The 20,532-nt window shown below is 63.2% G+C and carries 22 protein-coding genes; 13 read left to right on the top strand and 9 right to left on the bottom strand.

All coding sequences use genetic code 11. The features are described from left to right. Positions 1-38: 38 nt before the first annotated feature. On the top strand, positions 39-776 hold the full coding sequence (locus H4O11_RS13195; RefSeq protein WP_182339881.1) for an SDR family oxidoreductase: 738 nt from the start codon (positions 39-41) through the stop codon (positions 774-776). After that, positions 770-2,188: an efflux transporter outer membrane subunit gene (locus H4O11_RS13190; protein WP_182339880.1), complete on the top strand. Its 1,419-nt coding sequence runs from the start codon at positions 770-772 to the stop codon at positions 2,186-2,188. The genes H4O11_RS13195 and H4O11_RS13190 overlap by 7 nt, the downstream gene beginning before the upstream one ends. Positions 2,189-2,320: 132 nt before the next feature. Here H4O11_RS13190 and H4O11_RS13185 read toward each other — a convergent pair whose 3' ends face one another. Beyond that, entirely contained in the window at positions 2,321-3,172 is an 852-nt protein-coding gene (locus tag H4O11_RS13185; RefSeq protein ID WP_182339879.1) for an endonuclease/exonuclease/phosphatase family protein, read from the bottom strand. Between the two features lie 193 nt (positions 3,173-3,365). On the opposite strand from H4O11_RS13185, the gene H4O11_RS13180 reads away from it, so the two are divergent. Next, positions 3,366-3,539, top strand: a complete 174-nt coding sequence (locus H4O11_RS13180; RefSeq protein WP_182339878.1) for a DUF1328 family protein — start codon at positions 3,366-3,368, stop codon at positions 3,537-3,539. Positions 3,540-3,631: 92 nt separating this feature from the next. Here the strand turns inward: H4O11_RS13180 and H4O11_RS13175 are convergent, their stop codons facing one another. The 3 genes from H4O11_RS13175 to H4O11_RS13165 all read right to left on the bottom strand — a co-directional run bounded on the left by H4O11_RS13175 (position 3,632) and on the right by H4O11_RS13165 (position 6,465). After that, positions 3,632-4,516, bottom strand: coding sequence for an alpha/beta fold hydrolase (locus tag H4O11_RS13175; protein ID WP_182339877.1), 885 nt, complete (start codon positions 4,514-4,516; stop codon positions 3,632-3,634). A gap of 228 nt (positions 4,517-4,744) precedes the next feature. After that, on the bottom strand, positions 4,745-5,647 hold the full coding sequence (locus H4O11_RS13170) for an MBL fold metallo-hydrolase (RefSeq protein ID WP_220466735.1): 903 nt from the start codon (positions 5,645-5,647) through the stop codon (positions 4,745-4,747). Then, positions 5,644-6,465: an MBL fold metallo-hydrolase gene (locus tag H4O11_RS13165; protein ID WP_182339876.1), complete on the bottom strand. Its 822-nt coding sequence runs from the start codon at positions 6,463-6,465 to the stop codon at positions 5,644-5,646. The genes H4O11_RS13170 and H4O11_RS13165 overlap by 4 nt, the downstream gene beginning before the upstream one ends. A gap of 127 nt (positions 6,466-6,592) precedes the next feature. Here H4O11_RS13165 and gcvA point away from each other — a divergent pair, with 127 nt between their 5' ends. Continuing rightward, entirely contained in the window at positions 6,593-7,543 is a 951-nt protein-coding gene (gene gcvA, locus H4O11_RS13160) for a transcriptional regulator GcvA (protein WP_182339875.1), read from the top strand. 172 nt (positions 7,544-7,715) lie between these two features. Next, positions 7,716-7,988 (top strand): DUF2845 domain-containing protein, encoded by a 273-nt coding sequence (locus tag H4O11_RS13155; protein WP_182339874.1) that lies wholly within the window; start codon positions 7,716-7,718, stop codon positions 7,986-7,988. Between the two features lie 103 nt (positions 7,989-8,091). On the opposite strand, the gene H4O11_RS13150 is transcribed toward H4O11_RS13155, so the two are convergent. Beyond that, entirely contained in the window at positions 8,092-9,081 is a 990-nt protein-coding gene (locus H4O11_RS13150) for an RDD family protein (RefSeq protein WP_182339873.1), read from the bottom strand. Positions 9,082-9,256: 175 nt separating this feature from the next. Here H4O11_RS13150 and H4O11_RS13145 point away from each other — a divergent pair, with 175 nt between their 5' ends. Continuing rightward, positions 9,257-10,159 carry a LysR family transcriptional regulator gene (locus H4O11_RS13145; protein ID WP_182339872.1) on the top strand — a complete coding sequence of 301 codons (903 nt, stop codon included), beginning with the start codon at positions 9,257-9,259 and terminating at the stop codon, positions 10,157-10,159. Here H4O11_RS13145 and H4O11_RS13140 read toward each other — a convergent pair. The 4 genes from H4O11_RS13140 to H4O11_RS13125 form a co-directional block, all read right to left on the bottom strand. After that, positions 10,153-10,305 (bottom strand): hypothetical protein, encoded by a 153-nt coding sequence (locus H4O11_RS13140; RefSeq protein WP_182339871.1) that lies wholly within the window; start codon positions 10,303-10,305, stop codon positions 10,153-10,155. The genes H4O11_RS13145 and H4O11_RS13140 overlap by 7 nt on opposite strands. 100 nt (positions 10,306-10,405) lie before the next feature. Continuing rightward, a complete protein-coding gene (locus H4O11_RS13135; protein ID WP_182339870.1) occupies positions 10,406-10,870 on the bottom strand; it encodes a methyltransferase family protein in 465 nt (154 codons plus the stop codon). A 109-nt stretch (positions 10,871-10,979) separates the two neighbouring features. Further along, entirely contained in the window at positions 10,980-11,918 is a 939-nt protein-coding gene (locus tag H4O11_RS13130; protein WP_182339869.1) for an AEC family transporter, read from the bottom strand. A gap of 36 nt (positions 11,919-11,954) precedes the next feature. After that, positions 11,955-12,629, bottom strand: coding sequence for a dienelactone hydrolase family protein (locus H4O11_RS13125; protein WP_182339868.1), 675 nt, complete (start codon positions 12,627-12,629; stop codon positions 11,955-11,957). Between the two features lie 63 nt (positions 12,630-12,692). Here H4O11_RS13125 and H4O11_RS13120 point away from each other — a divergent pair, with 63 nt between their 5' ends. From H4O11_RS13120 to H4O11_RS13090, 7 genes are all read left to right on the top strand, one after another. Further along, entirely contained in the window at positions 12,693-12,992 is a 300-nt protein-coding gene (locus H4O11_RS13120) for a hypothetical protein (RefSeq protein WP_182339867.1), read from the top strand. Positions 12,993-13,006: 14 nt separating this feature from the next. Continuing rightward, positions 13,007-14,386, top strand: coding sequence for an MFS transporter (locus tag H4O11_RS13115; RefSeq protein WP_220466734.1), 1,380 nt, complete (start codon positions 13,007-13,009; stop codon positions 14,384-14,386). A 67-nt stretch (positions 14,387-14,453) separates the two neighbouring features. Continuing rightward, positions 14,454-15,644, top strand: coding sequence for an FAD-dependent oxidoreductase (locus H4O11_RS13110; RefSeq protein ID WP_182339865.1), 1,191 nt, complete (start codon positions 14,454-14,456; stop codon positions 15,642-15,644). A gap of 13 nt (positions 15,645-15,657) precedes the next feature. Then, positions 15,658-17,256 carry an FAD-dependent monooxygenase gene (locus tag H4O11_RS13105; protein ID WP_182339864.1) on the top strand — a complete coding sequence of 533 codons (1,599 nt, stop codon included), beginning with the start codon at positions 15,658-15,660 and terminating at the stop codon, positions 17,254-17,256. Between the two features lie 144 nt (positions 17,257-17,400). Beyond that, complete coding sequence (locus H4O11_RS13100) at positions 17,401-18,630, top strand: NAD(P)/FAD-dependent oxidoreductase (protein WP_182339863.1); 1,230 nt, start codon at positions 17,401-17,403, stop codon at positions 18,628-18,630. Between the two features lies 1 nt (position 18,631). Next, positions 18,632-19,951 carry an aromatic ring-hydroxylating oxygenase subunit alpha gene (locus H4O11_RS13095; protein ID WP_182339862.1) on the top strand — a complete coding sequence of 440 codons (1,320 nt, stop codon included), beginning with the start codon at positions 18,632-18,634 and terminating at the stop codon, positions 19,949-19,951. Positions 19,952-19,961: 10 nt separating this feature from the next. Then, positions 19,962-20,504 (top strand): aromatic-ring-hydroxylating dioxygenase subunit beta, encoded by a 543-nt coding sequence (locus tag H4O11_RS13090; protein WP_182339861.1) that lies wholly within the window; start codon positions 19,962-19,964, stop codon positions 20,502-20,504. Positions 20,505-20,532: the final 28 nt, after the last annotated feature.

The following is a 20,532-nucleotide window of genomic DNA, read 5'->3' as shown; positions in this document are numbered from 1 at the left end:
TCCGGAAACCCTCTTTTCAACCAGCAAGGATTGAAACCATGAACACCCACGCAAACAAGATCGCGCTGGTCACCGGTGCCACCCGTGGCATCGGCACCGAGACCGTGCGCCAGCTGGCGCAGGCCGGCGTGCACACCCTGCTGGCCGGCCGCAAGCGCGATACCGCAGTGGAAGTGGCACTGAAGCTGCAGGCCGAAGGCCTGCCGGTGGAGGCCATCGAGCTGGACGTCACCAGCGAGGCTGGCATCGCCGCCGCCGTGGAACAGGTACGCCAGCGCCACGGGCGCCTGGACATCCTGGTCAACAATGCCGGCATCATCCTGGATGACATCAGCCAGGCCCCGTCGCAGCAGTCCCTGGATATCTGGCGTCGTACCTTCGACACCAACCTGTTCGCGCTGGTCGCGGTGACCCAGGCGTTCCTGCCGCTGCTGCGCGAATCCGCCGCAGCACGCATCGTCAATGTGTCCAGCCTGCTCGGTTCGGTGACCCTGCACACCCAGCCAGGCTCGCCGATCTATGACTTCAAGGTGCCGGCCTACAACGTGTCCAAGAGCGCGGTGAACGCATGGACCGCACAACTGGCCTATGAGCTTCGCGACACCGCCCACAAGGTCAACACCGTGCATCCGGGTTACGTAAAGACCGACATGAACCGTGGCGAGGGCGAAGTGGAAGTTTCCGTGGGCGCACAGTCCAGCGTGCAGATGGCGCTGCTTGGCGCCGACGGACCCAATGGCAGCTTCACCTACCTGGGCGAGGTGCTGCCGTGGTGATCAAGACCTTGGCGGTCGCCCTGTCCAGCGTGCTGCTGGCTGGCTGCGTGACCGTTGGCCCCGATTACAAGGCACCGGTGGAAGCGCCGGTGACCCTGCAGGGGGCGGCGGCGCCGGTGTACAGCACCGAGTCGCCGGTGGCCACGTGGTGGGCGCAGTTCGATGATCCGGTGCTGGAACAACTGGTGCACGCCGCGCTGGCCGACAACCTGGACCTGCGTGTGTCGATCTCCCGCGTGCAGCAGGCACGTGCGGTGTTCGTCGAACGTCGCCTGGACCAGGCCCCGCACGTGACCGCCGGTGGTTCGTATGACCGGCGCAAGCAGCCTGATGCGCTGGCCGGTGGCGAGCGCGTCTTCAGCGAGAGCTACCAGCTCGGCTTCGATGCGGGATGGGAACTGGACCTGTTCGGTCGCCAGCGCCGTGCTGCCGAAGCGGCACGGGCGGACCTGGATGCCGAATGGGCCAACCTGGCCGACGCGCAGGTACTGGTTGCCGCCGAAGTGGCGCGCAACTACTTCGAACTGCGCGGCACCCAGAAGCGCATCGCCGTCGCCGAGCAGACCCTGGGCAACCTGCGCGACACCCAGAAGCTGACCGAAACCCGCTGGGAACTGGGTGCGGGCAGCGAGCTGGACGTGCAGAGCAGCCGCGCGCGGTTGAAGGCCATCGAGGCCGACATCCCGCTGCTGGAAGTGGCGCAGACACAATCGCGCCATCGCCTGGCCGTGCTCCTGGGGCAGCGTCCGGAATCGCTGGATGGCCTGTTGGCACCGCGCGAAGTGCCTGCATTCGCCAAGGAGCTGCCGCTGGGGGATACCCGCGAACTGCTGCGCCAGCGTGCTGACGTGCGTGCCGCCGAACGACGCCTGGCAGCAGCCAGTGCACGGGTCGGCGTGGCCACTGCGGACCTGTTCCCGCGGCTGTCGCTGACCGGCTTCGTCGGCTTCCTTGGCGGCGATGCCAATGGCCTGGTCAACAGCAACAACAAGGCGTGGTCGTTGACCCCGTCGTTGAGCTGGGCCGCATTCGATTTCGGCACCGTGCGCGCACGGCTGAAGGCCACCAAGGCCGAAGCCGATGGCGTGGCCGCGCAGTACGAACAGGCCGTGCTGCTGGCGCTGGAAGACACCGAGAACTCGTTGACCCGTTACGCCAAACAGCAGGCGCGGCTGGCGATCGTGGCCGAGCAGGCAGAGGCGGCGCGGCGCGCGGAATCACTGGCGCAGATCCGCTATCGGGAGGGGTCCGAGGACTTCCTGACGCTGCTCGACGCGCAGCGTACGCAACTGTCTGCCGACGATGCATTGGCAGCGGCCGAGGCGGAGGTCAACGTCAGCGTGGTGGCGGTGTACAAGGCACTGGGTGGCTGGGGGCAGGCAGCCCAGCCAACCGTCGCGCTGGCGAACTGACCAGCAGGGTAGTGACGGCCGCCGGCCGTCACGCTTTTGCACCTGCAACGTCACCGAGCATGGCTCGGCGCAACCCAATCCAGTCGACACCCCGGTAGCGCCGACCCATGGCCGGCGAACGCCGCGGCCGCCTTACTTCGCGCTCCAATCCAGCTCCACCACCAGCGGGAAATGATCGGATGGCAGGATGCCATCCACCCGCCCATCCAGCGTGGCGAAGCTGCGTGCCTTGAATCCCCGCACCAGCACCCAGTCCAGTTCCGTGGTCGCCTTGCCGGTGAAATCGTGGAAGGTGTTCTTCGGCCCACGCGGATCAGCCACCTGCGTGCGTGCATCCTGCAATGCCGTGGTAAACGCCGCGTATGTCGACCCGCCCGGCTCGCTGTTGAAGTCACCGGTCACCACCACCGGAACATCCGCCGGCAACGTCTTGATATGTGCCACGATCGCCTGCGCACCACGCACGCGCCGTGGCTCGTCTTCGTCGCGGTAGGGCAGGTGGGTGTTGAACAGGTAGAAACGGCGACCATCATCCAGCCGCCGGAACAGGCCCCACGTCACCATGCGCGGGAACAGGTTTCCCCAGCTGATGCTGCCCGCTATGTCCGGCGTATCGGACAGCCAGAAATCGCCGGATTGCTCCAGCGCCACCGCCTTGCTGTCGTAGAACACGCCCATGTGTTCATCACCATCATCCCCGCGTCGACCTTTGCCGAACCAACGGTAATCGGGCAGGTGTCCGGCAAGATAATCAGCCTGCTGCTTGACCAGTTCCTGGGTACCCAGCACCGCCGGATGGGCCTGTTGGATGGTCGCCACCATGGCGTCGCGCCGGTCTTCCCAGCGTTTGCCGGGTTCGCTATCGGCCGGGGTGCGCACATTGAAGGACATCACCTTCAGGGGTGCCGGTGGGGTGGCAGCCGCGACCGGCAATGCCATGACAAGGACAAGCAACGCGGCCGGGCGCCGCAGAAGGTGCAACATCGGAATCCCTCCATTCCATGAAAACGGTTACCCAGCCTAGATTCTCACGGATTGGCAAGGAACGGATGTGCCGTAATGGCCGGTTGGCAACGTGATCTTCTCTTCACCTGCCGCACGCGGCGGACTCACCGCTGGACGACAGCCGCATGGCTATCGTCCATGGCACACGAACCTCTTCCGCAAAGGACGTCACATGATCAAGTGGGCCATCATATTCGCCATCATCGGCCTGATCGCCGGTGCACTCGGCTTTGGCGGCATCGCCGGTGGTGCCATCGGCATTGCCAAGTTCCTGTTCTGGGCCGGCATCATCATCGCCGTGGTGCTGTTCGTGCTGGGCATGACCATCGCCAGGAAGGTCACCTAGGCGCAGCGCGGCCACGCCCCGTTGCCTTCAATAAGGAAAGCCGCCTTGGCAACGGAGCGGCTTTCCTGCTTCTGCTGGCCTGCTGCCCGCATTCAAAGCCTGCGGTCAAGGAACTCGATGATCAGCCCTGCAACATCCATGGCATGCGTTTCCAGCGCGAAGTGTCCTGCGTCCAACAGATGGATTTCGGCATCGGCAATGTCGCGTTGATAGGCTTTGGCTCCTGGCGGAATGAAGGCCGGATCATGCTTGCCCCATACCGCGAGCAGCGGCGGCTGGTGATCGCGGAAGTACTGCTGGAAGGCGGGATAGGCGGCTACGTTGCTGCGATAGTCCAGGATCAGGTCCAGCTGGATGTCTTCGGCCCCCGCACGCGCCATGTAATGGATGTCCAGGGTGTAACCGTCCGGCGACAGTCGCGTCGGGTCGGCACCGGTGCCGTACTGCCAGTCGCGGATGGTTTCCGGTGACAGCGAGGCGCGGCAGGCTTCGCGATTGGCAGCGCTGGGCTCGCGCCAGTATGCCTGCCATGGTCCCCATTGGTCGCTGAAACCTTCCAGGTAGGCGTTGCCGTTCTGGCTGATGATGGCGGTGACTTTCCCCGGGTTCGCTGCGGCCAGGCGAAAGCCGACCGGGGCACCATAATCGAACACGTACAGGCTGTATTTCTCCAGCTGCAGCGCCTCGGTGAAGCCTTCGATGATCGAGTAGAGGTTGTCGAACGTGTAATCGAAGCGACCGCGCGGCGGCGCCTTGGTGTTGCCGAAACCCGGCAGGTCCGGGGCAATCACCCGGTACCGGCACGCCAGCAATGGCATCAGGTCGCGGAACATGTGGCTGGAACTGGGGAAGCCATGCAGGAGCAGCAGCACGGGCCCGTCCTTCGGTCCCGCCTCGCGGTAGAACACTTCAACCTCGCCTACCTGCAGCGTATTGAAGGCAAGGCGGCGCGGGTCTGGCGGATCAGGGAGCGACATGGTGGTTTCCGGACAGGTAAGGAGGCCCACGATGCTAGGCGGCACCCAGCGCAGCGGGAATCACCGGCCAGGTCAATTCACCATTGCAGGCCGTGAAATGCAGCCATTCCTGCATCGGCGCCGCGGCCAGCTGCTTCGGCGGCGCGCAATTCGCGCTTGGTGTCATATGGGGCGGCCTCGCGGCTGCGGCGATCGGTTGGTTTGCTACGCGGCGAGCGGCCTGACAGTTCATTCCTGCGAAGTTGTCCCGCTGGGCGCGTCGCCAGGCTGGCCTGCTGGATCGACCCATCCGCCGGGTGGCACGACCTGTATCGCCACGGAGTGCCCGCGTGCGGCCTTGCGCAGTTGCCTGATCGGATCGGTCACTTCCTGATAATCCTGCATGCCGGTGACACCGTAGTGGATCGGCACCAGCATGCGTGCCCCCAGGATGTTGGCGGCGGCCACGGCCTGGTCCGGCGTCAGCACGCCCGGCTGGCCGCTGGCTGGCTTTCGCCAACCGAAGCGCGCTCCATTGATCGGAAGAAAGGCGATGTCGAAGGGGCCGAACTGACGGCCGATACGCCACCAGTTCCCGTGCCACGACGTATCGCCACCGTGGAAGATCCGTCGTCCGCCAGCGGAGACCACCCAGGACACCTGGGTGTCGCCGTAGCCATCCGCTGCAGGCACCGGCGTGGCGGTGAAGTCACCCAGCAGTTGAGGTTCCCAGAGAGGGCTGGGCCTGGCCCGCGCACCTGCCGGTAGCGGGAAAGGCTGGATGCCCGCTGGATACGCCAGCACGCCACCACGCCGCAGGGCGTCAGCCGTTGCCTGCGCATCGTAGTGGTCCGGGTGTGCGTGGGTAATCAGCACGCTGGTGTCGCCCACGCTGTCGGCTACGGGTACCAGGGGGTCAGCGAGCGCCTTGCCCCATGCCTCGGGATTGACCAGCGGATCGATGAACAAGGTCGCCTGGGGCAATTGCAGGCGGATGCCGGCCCACGCCAAGCGTTGGATCCTGAGCGTAGGCGCCTGGGCTGCCTGCGCTGGCCCTCCCGGCAGCAGCATTGCAGCTGACATGCCTGCCAGGCCGATGAGGAACTGCCTGCGTCGCACGTCATGCGGCGTCACGGTTGCGTCGGACGTCATGCCACCTGCTCCCGCAACATCAGCGAAGCATCCAGCGCGAAGATGGACTGCGCGACGATGGCTTCCAGGTTGTTGGCATGCCATTGGCGCTCGAATGGGCTTGGCTCGACCGATGGCGCCAGGCAGTCTTCGATGCGGATCGTGGCAATGCGATGGACTGCCTCCGACGTGTCCGGATGCGCTCGCACATGCATCACCGCATCACGCAGGCGTGCCAGGTAATGGAGCGCATTATCAAGCACGGGTGCGTCGAAGATGCCCATGTGCCCGCCGACGATCCTGCTCCGTCCGAACTGGCGTATGCGTCCGATGGCAGCACGTAGCAAGGCCGGGTCGGCCTTGGACAGATAGACGATATTGCCGACGATGTTGTCGCCAACGCAGGCCAGGTCGGCGCTTGGCACGTCCACGCTGACATGGTCCATGGTCTTGCCGGGATTGTGCAGCAGGAGCAGTTCATGCCGACCCCAGCGGATCGCCATGTTGTCGAAAACCAGCTGCGGTTCCCGGTAGAACGCATCGACCCGGCGATTCTGCGAAAGAAACGCATGGCGATGATGTCGATGCGCCATCAGCAGCGCATCCGGAAACAGCGACGCGCCGGCTATGTGATCGCTCATGAAGTGGGTGGCGGCGATCATGCGCACGGTCTTGCCCATCTGGATGCAGAGTACGTCGCGCAACCAGGCGGCGTCCTGCACGCTGCCCAGGGAATCGACCAGCAGCACATCCCCGCCGTCAACGAAGGCCGTGGCGACCGACTCGACTTCATCGCCAACGAACATCAACACATCGGACTCCAACTCTTCGATACGCACGACGATTGCCTCCGTTTAGAGGAAGCCATCGTCGCGGATGGGAAAGGGGGACGACAAACGAGTTGTTCTGCCGTTCGCTTTAGAAAAACTAACGCGATACGATGCCGATTGAGCCTGCCAGAGCCTGGTGCCAGTGAAGCCTCGCCATCCCGCTCCACTCAATGCACTGCGTTCGTTCGAGGCCGCTGCCCGCCACCTCAGCTTCAACGTGGCAGCGCGGGAGTTGTTCGTCACGCCGGCTGCGGTCAGCCACCAGGTCAAGCATCTCGAGGAGTATCTCGGCCTGTCGCTGTTCCACCGCAGCCATCGTTCGGTGGCGCTGACGCCGGAAGGGCAGGCGTTGGCCAGCACGCTGGGCGCGGTGTTCGGACAGATCGACCGGGCGCTGGATCGTGCCGGCTCCCATGCGAACGCGGAACTGCGGGTGACGACCATGGAATCATTCGCGGCCAAATGGTTGGCGCCGCGACTGCACCGGTTCCACCTTGCACAGCCGGACATCCGGGTGCGCATCGACACCGGGAACCAGCATGCCGATTTCGTGCGTGACGGCATGGATGTTGCCATCCGTTATGGGCCCGGTGGCTACACCGGCGTCCACGCCGAGTTGTTGATGAAGGCACCGGCCTATCCGGTGTGTTCACCAGGGTTCCAGCGCGACTCGGCGCCCTCGCTCGACTGCCCTGACGATTTGAATCGGCACCCGCTGCTGCATGATGAGAGTGCAGTGGGCAGGCCCGGCGTACCCGCATGGGCGGACTGGCTGGAGGAAGCGGGCGCCAGCAAGGTGGAGGCCAATCGTGGCTCCATGTTTCCCAGCATTTACCTCGCACAGGAAGCTGCGATCGCTGGCCATGGCATTGCGCTGGGGATCGACCCCCTGGTGCGGGAGGATCTCCGCCAGGGCCGCCTGGTAAGGCTGTTCCCCCATGTAGCTAACAACGCCTATGCGTTCTGGCTGGTCCAGCGGGATGAGGCGGGGCAGCGCCCCGCCGTCAAGGCATTCTGCCAGTGGCTGCGCGAAGAAGCGGAGACGGATTCGCGCCTCGACCAAGCGGACGTCCGCGGAGCATTTTGAGAGCGAGCCTGGATGTCAGGGTTGCATTGCTGCGGGGCGTCGTGCATCGGGTATCGGCGCATTCCGGGGGGGGCGGCTCAGAAAGATGAATGTGTAGCGCACATACGCGGTGCCGGTGCTTTGTGGCACAGTTCCCGCGTGGCCTGACCACGGCGGATCAAGGAGATGGGTGGTGAACAGGATTTTGTTGGCGCTGGTGCTTTCCCTGGCCGCGGCATCGGCGATGGCGGCCGGCAGCGTGCGGTTCGGGGACAAGCTGGTGAGCACCGGAGATGGCGCGGGCAAGGTGACACAAGTAGCCGGCAAGCCGGATCGTGTCATCCAGCTGGAAAGTACGTTCAGCGGGAACGTGGGGGAACGCTGGGAGTATTACCAGGCTCGAAAAACAATCCAGATCATCTTCCGTGATGGCAAGGTCGCGGATGTGCAGGAGGTCTACAACTGAGAGCGCGCCCCATGCCGATCCGGCATGACCGCTGCCGCGCGGGCGGTGCAAGCCTGGAACGCCGGCGTCTGGTGGTACGTAGCACGCGCGGGCGGATTTTGGCTTACTTCGCGCTTCCCGACGCCGTCGCAGCACCATCTGCGGCTAATGCTTCGGGCGTGAACCGGTAGCGCTCGGCGTTCCAGGAGGACGCGATGCCGATGTCGTAGCCATGCACCAGCGTCACGTGGATGGCCGACATGCTGGATGCCGTCTTGTCGTTGGCGAGGAGGATCCGGGCGATATGCTCCGCGAGTGCTGCATCCTTGGTACGCCGGTCGATCAGGGACACCTGCGCGACCACCGACTTTACACTTGCCGTGCCATCGCTGCCGAATGCCATGTTGTGGACGACCTGCGCATTCTGGACCCCCGGCTGGGCGAGGATGGCTTTGTGGGCAGACAACAGGCCCGCGAAGGACGCGTTCTGCGCCAAGGGCCCGGTAAGTGCAGGCAGCGCGGCTGATGCGGCCAGCAGCACCCCGACCACGACCAGATGCACGCGCCAGACAGGTGCCGGCTTGACCAGGCCGACCGGCATGGACGCGGTGACCACGCAGCTTCCAGCGGCCAGGTCGTGCAGCGAACGGCGGCCGCGGCGATTGAACAGGTACAGGTAGAGGATCGAGAAGATGCCGCCCAGGACCACCAGCGACAGCCCATAAGCGAATGGCGTGGGCAACGCCGCCACATCGATTGGTGCCCTGTTGAGGAAGAACGGAATGCCCAGCACGCAGTAACGCAGCAGCGATTTCGGCAACGACAGCAGCGATCCATCCTGGCCGACCACGCGAACCCGAAGCAGGCGCTTGCCCAGCGTCTGGCCCGAGAATCGCGCGCTGTTCATCATCCCGAAGTAGGCCAGCGCTACGATGAAACCGAGCAGCCGCCCGTAGCCGCCCATTCGCGCGAACACATCGAACAGCGCCCAGCCAGCCAACATGCCGACGATGCCCAGCAGCAGTGCATCGACAAGGAACGCGGCGGTTCGCCGCCAGAAACCTGCCGCTGCGGGCGCAATTACCGACGCTTCATCCTTGATATCGACTTCCATGTATTACCCGTTGTCATATTCCTGCCGGGCATGATGCCATGGCTGTAATCGGAACGTACAGCCGCCTGGCGATCCCTGGCTATCGTGCAATTCCGCTGCCGCCACCGCTTGCGCGCATGCCTCCGTCAAGGCCATCTGCGATCATGGCCATCACGTCCCATCGTGAAGAAGGCCCATGGACCGCATCCAGGAAATGACGCTGTTCGCTGCCGTAGCCGAGCAGTCCAGCCTCGCCGCTGCCGCGCGGCGGGTCGGCCTGTCCACGGCGACGGTAACGCGGGCGGTGGCGCAGCTGGAAAGCCGGCTGGGCGTGCTGCTGGTGGTACGCAGCACGCGCGGCATGCGCTTGACCGAGGCAGGGGAGCGCTTTGCCGTGGACTGCCGCCGCCTGCTGGCGGATATCGATGCGGTGGAAAGCGCGGCGGCCGGGGTGCATGCCGCGCCCAGTGGCCTGTTGACCGTGACCGCTCCGCAGGCATTCGGCGCGCTGCACGTCACGCCGTTGCTTATCCGCTTTCTGGACGCGCAGCCCGGGATCGAGATCCGCGCGCTGCTGCTGGACCGCGTGGTGCCGATGCTGGAAGAGGGTGTCGACGTGGCGATCAGGATTGGCGCCCTGCCGGATTCATCGCTCACCGCCATTCCGGTGGGCACGCTGCGCCGCATGGTGTGCGCATCGCCTGCGTATCTGGCCGCGCGTGGCACACCTGTCCACCCGGACCAGCTTCGGCAGCATGCCACCATCACCACATCCGCTGCTGACAGGGCGCGCAAGTGGCAGTTTCGTATCGACGGGCGCGCGCATGCGGTGGATGCAGGTTCGCGGTTGAGCGTGACCTCGTACCATGCCGCCGTCAGCGCCGCGCTGCATGACGGGGGGCTGATCCAGGTGCCGTCCTACCAGGTGCGCATGCCGCTGCAGCAGGGGCACCTGGCGTGCGTACTGGAGGAGTTCGAGATCGCGCCCGAACCGGTGCATGTGGTGTATCCGGAGGGCCGCCAGGGTTCGGCCAAGGTGCGTGCATTCGTGGCGTTCTGCGTTGATGCACTCCGCGATGAGTTGCGCGTGGGTTACTGAGGATGATCCTGATGTCCCAGCATCCACGTCAGCGCCAATGCGATGACGAGCAGGCAGCCCAGCAGGATGATCCATGCGCGGGTGCTGCCCGGTCGACCCAAGTGGTCAAGGACCACGCCGACGATGTGTGAGATGAAGTCCAGCACGTGCAATGAGTCCTTTCGCTGACGCCAGCATGGGCGCGACGGAGCGGGGTGGTGGGGTAGCGGAGCGATGTTCTCACAATCGGTACCCGCAGCCGACCTGTCACAACCAGCGGCGCGTCCGCTGGCACAGCAGAGCGAACTCTGCAGGAAATTTCTGTGCCAGCATGCGTTCCTCTGGCAGGATCTGAAAGCGGGTGATGTATGCCATGAACATCACGACGGACAGCGGAGCAAGGGCATGCTGCAGCCACAGGCACCAACTGAGCAGAAGGCAGGTTTGTCCCAGATACATGGGATTGCGTGTGTACGCATAGACACCCTGGGTTACCAACTGGCTGGCGCGCCCCGGCGTAAGGGGGTTGACGGTAGTCCCTGCACGCTTGAACTGTAGTTTCGGCAAGAGATTGAGCGCCAATCCTGTCGGCCCGATCACCATCGCCGGAATTGTGAGCCAAGCGCTGTGTGTTGGACTATTTGAGGCGTGATGGGTCGTACACCAGGCGAGCAAGCCACAGACCAGCATCACCAGCGGTGGTGGAATGCGTGTTTCAATTGCGTCGAGCATGTGGGCACCGGCGATCGATGAATGCCTGATATACAGGCGGATCCCCCCAGGTAGTCCAGTAGCCAGTCGGAAATGGTGATTAGGGGTGTCGCCGCTGGGACTTCAGCGGTCAGTCTCCCATGAAAACCGTGAGATACACGGACAGGGTGGCCAGTGAGGCCAGGGTTGTTGCCAGGATCACACGGGACGACATCGCGGCGCGGCGGCCATAACGCTCGGCGAGCATGAACGGACCGGTGCCGGTTGGTAACAGCGACATCAACATGGCCAGGTGCATCTGCGCGCCAGGCAGTTGCAACGCTGTTGCCATCAGCCAGGTCACGGCGGGCTGGACCAGCAGTTTCATTGCAGAAAGAGACGCCCAACTGGCCACGGGTAAAGTTTCATGCTGTGCCGGCGAAGCCAGGAACATGCCCAGCACGACCAGCGCGCAGGGGCTGGCCGCCGCGCCCAGCAGATCCACCGTGGTGAGTATGGAGGCGGGCAATGGCACGCCGCCCAGCGAGATTATTGTACCGGCGAGCGGCGCCCATATCAGCGGATTCTTCAGCAATGTCCATGCGGTCCTGCATGCCGTGGCGAGCAGGCCGCCGCCACGCTGGCGCCCCAGTTCGATCGTGGTCAGTGCAAGTGCAAATAGCAGGCAGGCGGTCATGACCACCGACAGGCCGACGCCGGGCAGTGCCGTCGCGCCCAGTGTCAGCTGGATCAGCGGAATGCCCATGAATCCGGTATTGGCATAGGAGGCGCCGAGTGCGTCGATGCTGGCATCGGTCAGGCTGGCACCACGCCAGTACAGCCATGCCATCACCGGCAGGTATACGCCCAACATTCCCACGGCAAATACCGTTGCCAGCCCAGGTTGGGCCAGAGTGGACCAATGCGCCTTGGCCATGATGGAAAACAGCAGTGCCGGCAGTGCCAGCAGCACCACGAACCGGTTGAGCTCGGTGACCGCCGCTGGTCCTATCCAATCGGAGCGACGGACCATCGCGCCCAGGCCAATCAATGTGAAAAGAGGAAGAACCGCGGTGATGACGGGGGACATGCAGGGCCTGGAGGGAGCTGGGTCGGAAGCGAATGTTCAATCATGACGCTGATGGATTTGTGTGCGTAGGAACTCAAGGGTCCGCCGGGAAGCAATATCGGCGCTCTGGGCATGATGATGAGGGTGGCCAGCGGGACGATCGAAATTGGTGCCCGTGGCGTAGCGGTATACCGCAGGATTCTGGCTGGATTCCTGTAGTGCAGCGGAATGACCAGTAAAATGAGGATCGTTCGTGACCTGGTGCAGGATTGCCGGCACGCCCTCGTGTCCGCTCGCTTGCGGTGGCAGTCCACCCTGTCCGTAATAGCTGACACATGGCAGGTTCAATTGCCGCCAGGCGCGTAATGCCAACGAACCTCCCCATCCATGCCCCACGATCGCCAAGCGTCCGGCATGCGCAATGGCGTCCGCCGCGCTGGCGATCAGGTCCAGTGCCAGCGCTGGAGGGAGTTGCGCAGCCAAGGTCCTACCGCGCTGTTCGTTCTCGGCGGTGTAATCCATCTCGACATTACGTTGCAGGCTGTCGAACAGGGACGGGATGATCGTCAGGTACCCTGCATCCGAGTACCGGCTGGCGATGCGGACCACATCGTTATTGATGCCGAAGATGTCGTGCAGCAGTACGACGCCGCCATTGGGCTTGTCGTCCGGTGCCGCTTCCCATGCATTGATGCGGCCTTGCCGGGTGACCAGGGTAATCCAGTGGCTCATGGCGCTGTCCTTTCCAGTGAGGGCGAGTTCTGCCTGGGATAGGTGGCGACGCGCTGGTCTGCGATGGCTGATGTCGCAGCGTTCCTGCATGTTCTGCTGGTGCGCAGCAACTGTGCGGCGTTGCACCATGGGCGACGTCGGACGATCGACCGGTCGTTGGGCGAGAGCCCGTGGTTGCTCGTTTTGATGCGATGCGACATCGATTTCTCTCCAAAGAGTGTTGACAGTCCCATGCCTGCAACCGAAGGATGTGTTCCGAAAGAAACAGACGGGATGGTCGGTTTGTTTTTAATTTATAGCAGAGTTCAGACCGCCCAGTTCAACGTTTCCGCCACAGTCATCTACAGCCATCGCCATGCATGACGAGAGGATTTACCATGCCGCAATCCGCAACGCTTGCAAAAGATCCACCGCAGAGCCTCAGGCGCGTTCTCGCCGCCGGCTTCCTTGGAACCACGGTTGAGTACTACGATTTCTTCATCTACGGAACCGCCGCCGCATTGGTGTTCCCGAAGCTGTTCTTTCCAGAGCTGGGGGCCTCGGCTGGCGTGGCAGCATCCTTTGCCACGTTCGGTGTCGCGTTCCTGGCGCGTCCGCTAGGTGGCATCCTGTTCGGCTACATCGGGGACAAGGTGGGGCGCAAGACCACGCTGGTTGCCACCCTCATCCTCATGGGGGTGGCAACCGTTGCCATCGGATTGTTGCCGACAGGCGAGGCGATCGGCATCTGGGCGCCGATCCTGTTGGTAGTGCTTCGCTTCGCCCAAGGGCTTGCCGTAGGAGGAGAGTGGTCGAGCGCAGCCCTGTTCGTAGGTGAGTACGCGCCCAAGGAGAAGCGTGCGCTGTATGCACTGTCGCCGACGCTGGGCACTTCCGCGGGCCTGCTTCTGTCAACGATCACCTTCCTGATTACCGGCTACTCCATGAGTACCGAAACCTTCATGGCCTGGGGCTGGCGCGTACCCTTCCTGCTCAGCGTGGTGCTGGTTGCGGTTGGCCTGTTCATCCGGTTGGGTATCGCCGAAACGCCGATCTTCCGTGAAGCCATGCAGCGTGCTGACAAGATCGAAGCCGCCAAGGTGCCGCTTGTGGAGCTATTTCGCAGGCAATGGCGGGAAACGCTGCTGGCCTCCGGTTCGGTGATGATGTGGCTGTCGTTCTTCTATCTCGGCGCGGTCTACCTGACGAACTACTGCACCACGACGCTCGGTTTCAGTCGCAATACGATGCTGACCATCAATCTGGTGGGCGTTGGCTTCGACATCATCGGTACGGTCATCGGTGCGATCCTCGCCGACAAGCTGGGGCGTCGTGTCGTCATGGGCTTCGCCAACGGCGCTGCCATCATCTGGGCCTTCATGCTGTTTCCCATCGTCAATACCGGCAACGTGCTGTTGGTGGGGGTGGCTGTATCGGTGACCCTGCTGCTGGTTGGCCTGGCATGCGGACCGACCACGGCGTTGATTCCGGAAGTGTTCCGCACTTCCTACCGTTCTACCGGTACCGGTGTGGCGTTCAACCTCGGTAGCGTGGTGGGCGGTGCGATTCCACCCATCCTTGCCGCGCCATTGTTGGCGGCATACGGCAGCATCGGCATCGGAACCATGATGGCCATCATTGCTGCGGTGGCAACCGTCTCGATCCTGATGCTGCGCGAAACAGCCGGTACCGGCCTGCACGAGGCCGGCCATGCAGGGGGCGCCGAGACCGGCGAGGGCGCTGACATCGATTCCGCCCTGCGCACGCAGTCGTCCTGACTACCCAGCGGGCGCCCCACGCGCCAACGTCCCGCTGGTGTTCCATGACATTTCAAGGGCATATCAAATGAACCACAGCAAGGTACTTATCGTGGGCGCAGGCCCGGTGGGCATGATCAACGCACTCGGCTTGGCACGCAGGGGGGTTGAGGTCACTATCATTGAGGCGTGCTCGGGCATCGTGCCTGAACCGCGGGCCATGACCTACCATTGGACGGTGCATGAAGGCATGCAGCGGCTCGGTTTGCTGGACGACATGCTTGAGGAGGGCTTCAAGCTGCATGAAATGTGCTATCGCGTCTTCCACAGTGGAGAAGTCATCAAGCTGAGTCTGGACGCGATGCAGGGCCATACGCCGCATCCCTATGCGATCGTGCTGGGGCAGGACCAGTTGGAAACGATCGTCCTGCGTCACCTGCAGTCCTACCCCAATGTAAGCATCCAGTGGAACACCACGATGACGACGTTGGAACAGGACGCGCAGGGAGTCACGGTCCATGCCGATCAACGGGGTCATCCGATTGTGTTCCGGGCCGATTGGGTGATTGGAGCCGATGGCGGGCGCAGCTGCGTTCGAAAGGCCATCGGCGTTGGGTTCAGCGGCATGACCTGGCCGCAACGCTTCGTGGCGACCAATGTGCTTTATGACTTCGAGAAGCACGGATGGGATCCCTGCAACTACCTTGTGGACCCCGAGTTCGGGGCAGTGATCGCCAAAATCACCCGATCAGGCATCTGGCGCGTCACCTTCAGTGAGGACGCAAACCTGCCGCTGGATGGGGTGGGGGAGCGCATCCACGCCTACTACGCGAAGGTTTTCCCCGCCAAAGAGCCGTATACGCTGCTGCAGTACTCGGCTTACAACATGCACCAGCGGGTCGCTGACCGACTGCGCGTGGGACGCGTGCTTTTGGCGGGTGATGCCGCCCATGTCACCAACCCGACCAATGGCTTTGGCCTGGTTTCAGGAATGCTCGATTCGCAGGTGCTGTCCGAAGCGTTAGCCGCCGTGATACAGGGTCGGGCCAAAGAGGCTGTGTTGGACCGCTACGCCGCCGAGCGAAAGCGGGTGTTCGAAGAAACTGCTTCGCCCTCTTCGGTGGAGACCAAGCGGTTGGTATTCCATTCCGACGATCCTACCCGGCTGCAGGCGGACCTGGAGCGCCTTCGCCGCGTGGCTGTCGATCCGGAGCTGGCGCGTGCGCAGTTCATGATCGGCCATCGGTTACAGACGCCGTCCCTGGTACAGGCGGCCTGAGCAGATGATATCCATGCATGATCATTACGATGTCATCGTGGTCGGCGCGGGTCCGGCAGGCCTGACGCTTGCCATTGACATGGGCCAGCGCGGCGTACGGGTGCTGCTGCTGGAGCGCAATGCAGAGCCCGGGCCATGGCCAAAGATGGAACGGACCAATGCCAGGACCATGGAGTTCTATCGACGCTTGGGACTGGCCCAGGCTATCCGTGCAGAAGGCTACCCGGCCGATGCCTCGATGGACGTATTCGCGGCAGTTGACCTTGCAACCCCAATCGCGCACCTGCGTTATCAGACCGTTGCCGAGCAGCGCAGCTGGATCGCGCGGACGCGTGATGGGACCGCGCCGCTGGAACCCTATCAGCTGGTTTCGCAGTATGCGTTGGAGCCCGTGCTGAAGTCAGCAGCCGAGCGCACGCCGGGGGTGACCGTGTGCTTCGGGCATGCCCTGATGGGTTTCGAACAGGATGAGAGCGCGGTGAGTGCAACGGTCTGTAACGCCGCAGGCATGGAGATATGTGTCACTGCACGCTACCTGGTGGGTTGCGATGGTGGGGCCAGCTTTGTTCGCAAGACCTTGGGCATCCCGCTGGAGGGCGAAGGTGGCATCAAGCAGATGCGCCAGGTCCAGTTCCGTTCGCAGACGCTGTATGACCGCATTCCCATCGGAAAGGGACGGCATTATTACCTGGCCGATGGGGCTATCGTGGTGACGCAGGGAAACCGGGTCGATTTCACGCTGCATACCGACCTGCCGGCCGATACCGACTTCGAGCCGGTAATCCGCCGCTACATCCCGGTGGATTTCGATCTGGAGGTGCTGCGGGTCAATGACTGGACGCTGCACCTGCTGGTGGCTGCGCGGTACGCTGACCGGCGCGTGTTCCTTGCCGGCGACGCCGTCCACCTGGTCATCCCCACCGGTGGGCTGGGAATGAATACCGCAGTTGGCGATGTGCTGAACCTGTCATGGAAGCTCGCTGCGGCCGTGCAGGGCTGGGCGGGAGAGGGCCTGTTGGCGTCCTACGAGATCGAGCGTCGCCCGGTGGGCCTGTTCAATCGCGACGCGTCTGGTTGGGCAGCCCAAGGGCCAGCGCTATGGCAGCAGCAGGTTACTAGCGAGGCCCTTGTCCGCGGGGATGCCGGTGTAGCCGCACGGGCACAGTTGCAACCGCACGCAGACCGCCTGCAGCGTCGTGTCCACGAAATGACCGGTGCGGAGCTCGGCTACCACTACGCGCAGTCCCCGGTGATCGAAGTGGAGGACAGCCCACTACCGGTGTGGGACCTGCATCGGTATGTGCCAACGGCCAGGCCGGGTGCTCGGCTGCCGCATATGTGGTTGTCCGATGGGCGTGCATTGTTTGACCTGCTCGGCGCTGGATTCTCCTTGCTGGACCTGCGCGGGGGATTGGACACGGACGACCTTGCGGCGGAATTCGCGTCCGCGGGAGTGCCGGTGGTGCGGCTGGTCCTTGATGAGCCGGCGCTGGAGGAGATCTACGGCGCGCCGTTGGTGCTGGTGCGGCCGGACCTGCACGTGGCCTGGCGCGGGCACTCCGTGCCAGGCCAGCCATGCGCGCTAGTCCAGCGCATCACAGGATGGGGCTGAATAGCCCGGAGCGGTGTTGACAGCCAGCAGGAGATGCAGCGAATATCCTTGCATTCAAACAAACAGACTGTACGGTCTGTATATTGCAAGTGTGGTCCCGGATGAACAGACGGGACAGTGGCCCTAATGCAAGGCGGAGGGAACATGCAGCAGAACGTCGAAAGGATCGTAATTGCGGGTGCCGGGCAGGCCGGTGCGTCCGCGGCAATCGAGCTTCGTCGGGCTGGCTTCCAGGGTGGACTGGTACTGGTTGGCGATGAGGTCCATGCGCCTTACGAGCGTCCCCAGCTGTCGAAGGAAATGCTCAAGCCTGGCGAAGTCACGCTTCGCGCCATGCGCGAGGAGGATGTGTACGAGACATTCTCCATCCAGCTTGCCCTGGGCACGAAGGCCACGCATGTGGATGCTGAGCGCCGACGTCTGGTGATGGAGGATGGAACCCATCACGACTATGATCGCCTGTTGCTGGCAACCGGTGTCCGTCCGCGCAGCCTTCCGGACGCAGATGCACGCCGGGTACGCTACCTGCGTACCGTCGAAGATGCGCTCCAGTTGCGTGAGGATATCGAGCAGGGTCACTCCATTGCTGTAGTCGGTGGGGGCGTGATCGGACTTGAAGTTGCGGCGGCGGTCAATGCGCGCGGAAATCCGGTGGTCGTGATCGAAGCAGGGCAGCGCCTGATGATGCGCAGTGTCGATGAACGCATCGCACGCTACCTCGACCGGACCCATCGCGGCCGCGGCGTTGATATCCGCTATGGCACGCAGATCACCTCGTGGGACGCCTCCGGCATGCTGACGCTGTCAGATGGAAGCCGTATCCAGGCAGACCGCGTCCTGGTCGGCATCGGTGTGGTTCCCAACACGGAACTGGTCGCACATCTGGATATCACCGACGAACTGGGTGTGCGCGTGGATGCCTGCGGACGCACGGCGTTGCGGGATATCTATGCCACCGGCGACGTGGCGTCACAGCCGGGAGCCGGTGGTTTCGCAAGGGTGGAAACCTGGGCCAATGCACAGGACCACGCCGCTGCGGTCGCCCGCAGCCTGATGGGCGACGCTTCCCCTTATCAGTCACCGACATGGTTCTGGTCCGACCAGGGTATGACGAACCTGCAGGTACTGGGCAATGCCATGCAGGGCACACCGGTGTTGCGTGGGGATGAGCATGGCGACCGGTTCAGCATTTTCTGGCTTGACACCGCCGACCGCCTGACCGGCTGCTCGGCGGTCAATTCACCGAAGGACATGGCCATGGCACGACGCTGGATCCGGCAATCGGCGGTGCTGGAGCCGCGGCTGTTGGCCGACCTGTCCCACCCATTGCGCGACTGCCTGGCCTTGGCCGGCGCGACTACTGAGGAGATCTGAAATGAAAGATGATTTGAGCCTGGTGTTGATCGAGGAAGAGGAGCAGCGATTCCGTGTTTCACGCGGCGCGTTCGTACGCGAAGACGTGATGGCGGAGGAGTACGCGCGCATCTTCGACAAATGCTGGCTGTATGTATGCCATGAGTCCGAGCTGGCAAAGCCGGGTGATTTCGTTACCCGTACGGTCGCACGTCGCAACCTGTTGGTAACCCGGGATACGAAGGGTGATATCAACGCGTTCTTCAACACCTGCCCGCATCGTGGCGCCACGGTGTGCCGCGAACCTTCCGGCAACCAGAAGAACTTCCAGTGCTTCTACCACGGCTGGGTGTTCGGTTGCGATGGAAGCCTGAAGAGCCAGCCGGGCAAGGAAAGCTATGGTGAGCACTTCAACGAAGCAGGTAACGCCAACCTGGTTCCTGTCCCGCGCTTCGAGATCTATGCGGGCTTCTGCTTCGTAAGCTATGACCCGGGCATTCAGTCACTACCCGACTACCTGGCTGGTGCCAAGGAATATCTTGATGTGGTGGCGGTCCAGTCCGCAGCCGGGATGCAGATATCCCAAGGCGGGCAGCAGTACGCCATCCGCGCGAACTGGAAGCTGCTGGTCGAGAACAGTGTGGATGGCTATCACGCCGTCAGCACCCATGCCAGTTACCTGGATTACCTGAAAAATACCAACGGCAGCCTGACCAGCACGGCGTTCGAAGGCCATGGACATGATCTCGGAAACGGGCATGCAGCATTGGAATACCGTGCGCCATGGGGCCGCCCGATCGCCTCGTGGATTCCGCTATGGGGGGAGGAGGGAAAGCAGGAGATCGACGAGCTGTTCAACCAGCTGGTGGAGCACCACGGGCAGGAGATGGCCGAGCGCATTGCACACAAGAGCCGCAACATCCTGATCTACCCGAACCTGGTCATCAACGACATCATGGCCATCACCGTACGGACTTTCTATCCGGAGGCGCCCGACTACATGGTGATCAATGGCTGGGCGCTGGCGCCGGCTGAAGAGTCCGATTGGGCGCGCAAGTATCGGCTGAGCAACTTCCTCGAGTTCCTCGGCCCAGGCGGCTTTGCCACGCCTGATGACGTGGAGGCGCTGGAGTCCTGCCAGAACGGCTTCCGCAACTACAGGCAGGTGCCTTACAGCGACATCTCCAAGGGAATGGGCAAGGCAATGCCGAGTTATGACGACGAGCTGCAGATGCGTGCGTTCTGGACCCAGTGGGACCGGCAGATCAACGGTGCGCCCGAACCGCAGCGCATAGGGCAGGCCGATACCGGTCCAGTTTCGTCTGCAGCCGAAGCAGCTTGAGGAGATTGCAATGAGCGTTGTGGCACCCCTTGCGACTGAAAACACACCGGCGCCACTGCTGCCGGTCCGCAACCCCATGCTGCGGGCGGAAATCGAGGACCTGCTGTACCACGAAGCAGAGCTGCTCGACACCTGGAAGCTCAAGGAATGGTTGGCGTTGTTCACCGAAGACGGCACGTACTACGTACCCTCGACCGACCTGTCACGTGATGCCAGTTCGGATACCAGCCTGTTCTATATCGCAGATGATCCGGTGCGCCTGCGCGAGCGAGTGGTTCGCCTGATGAAGAAGACCGCGCACGCCGAATGGCCGCGTTCGCGTACCCGCCACCTGGTAAGCAACGTCAGGGTTCTTGCGGAGGGTGATGGAGAGATCAAGGCGGCGGCGGCATTCGCTACGTGGCGGATGAAGCATGGCAACACCGATGTGTACATCGGCAGCAGCCATTACCGCCTGCGACGCATCGACGGAGGATTGCGCATCGTCGAAAAGCGTATTTTCCTGGACCTCGAATCGCTTCGCCCGCACGGGCGCGTCAGCATCCTGCTGTAACTGATTTCCACCGCTTGTGCAGGGATAT

The sequence above is a fragment of the Stenotrophomonas tumulicola genome (assembly GCF_014117215.1).
Taxonomy (GTDB): domain Bacteria; phylum Pseudomonadota; class Gammaproteobacteria; order Xanthomonadales; family Xanthomonadaceae; genus Stenotrophomonas; species Stenotrophomonas tumulicola.
The sequence above is the reverse complement of the archived record's forward strand: the minus strand, read 5'-3'. Positions and strand labels throughout refer to the sequence as shown.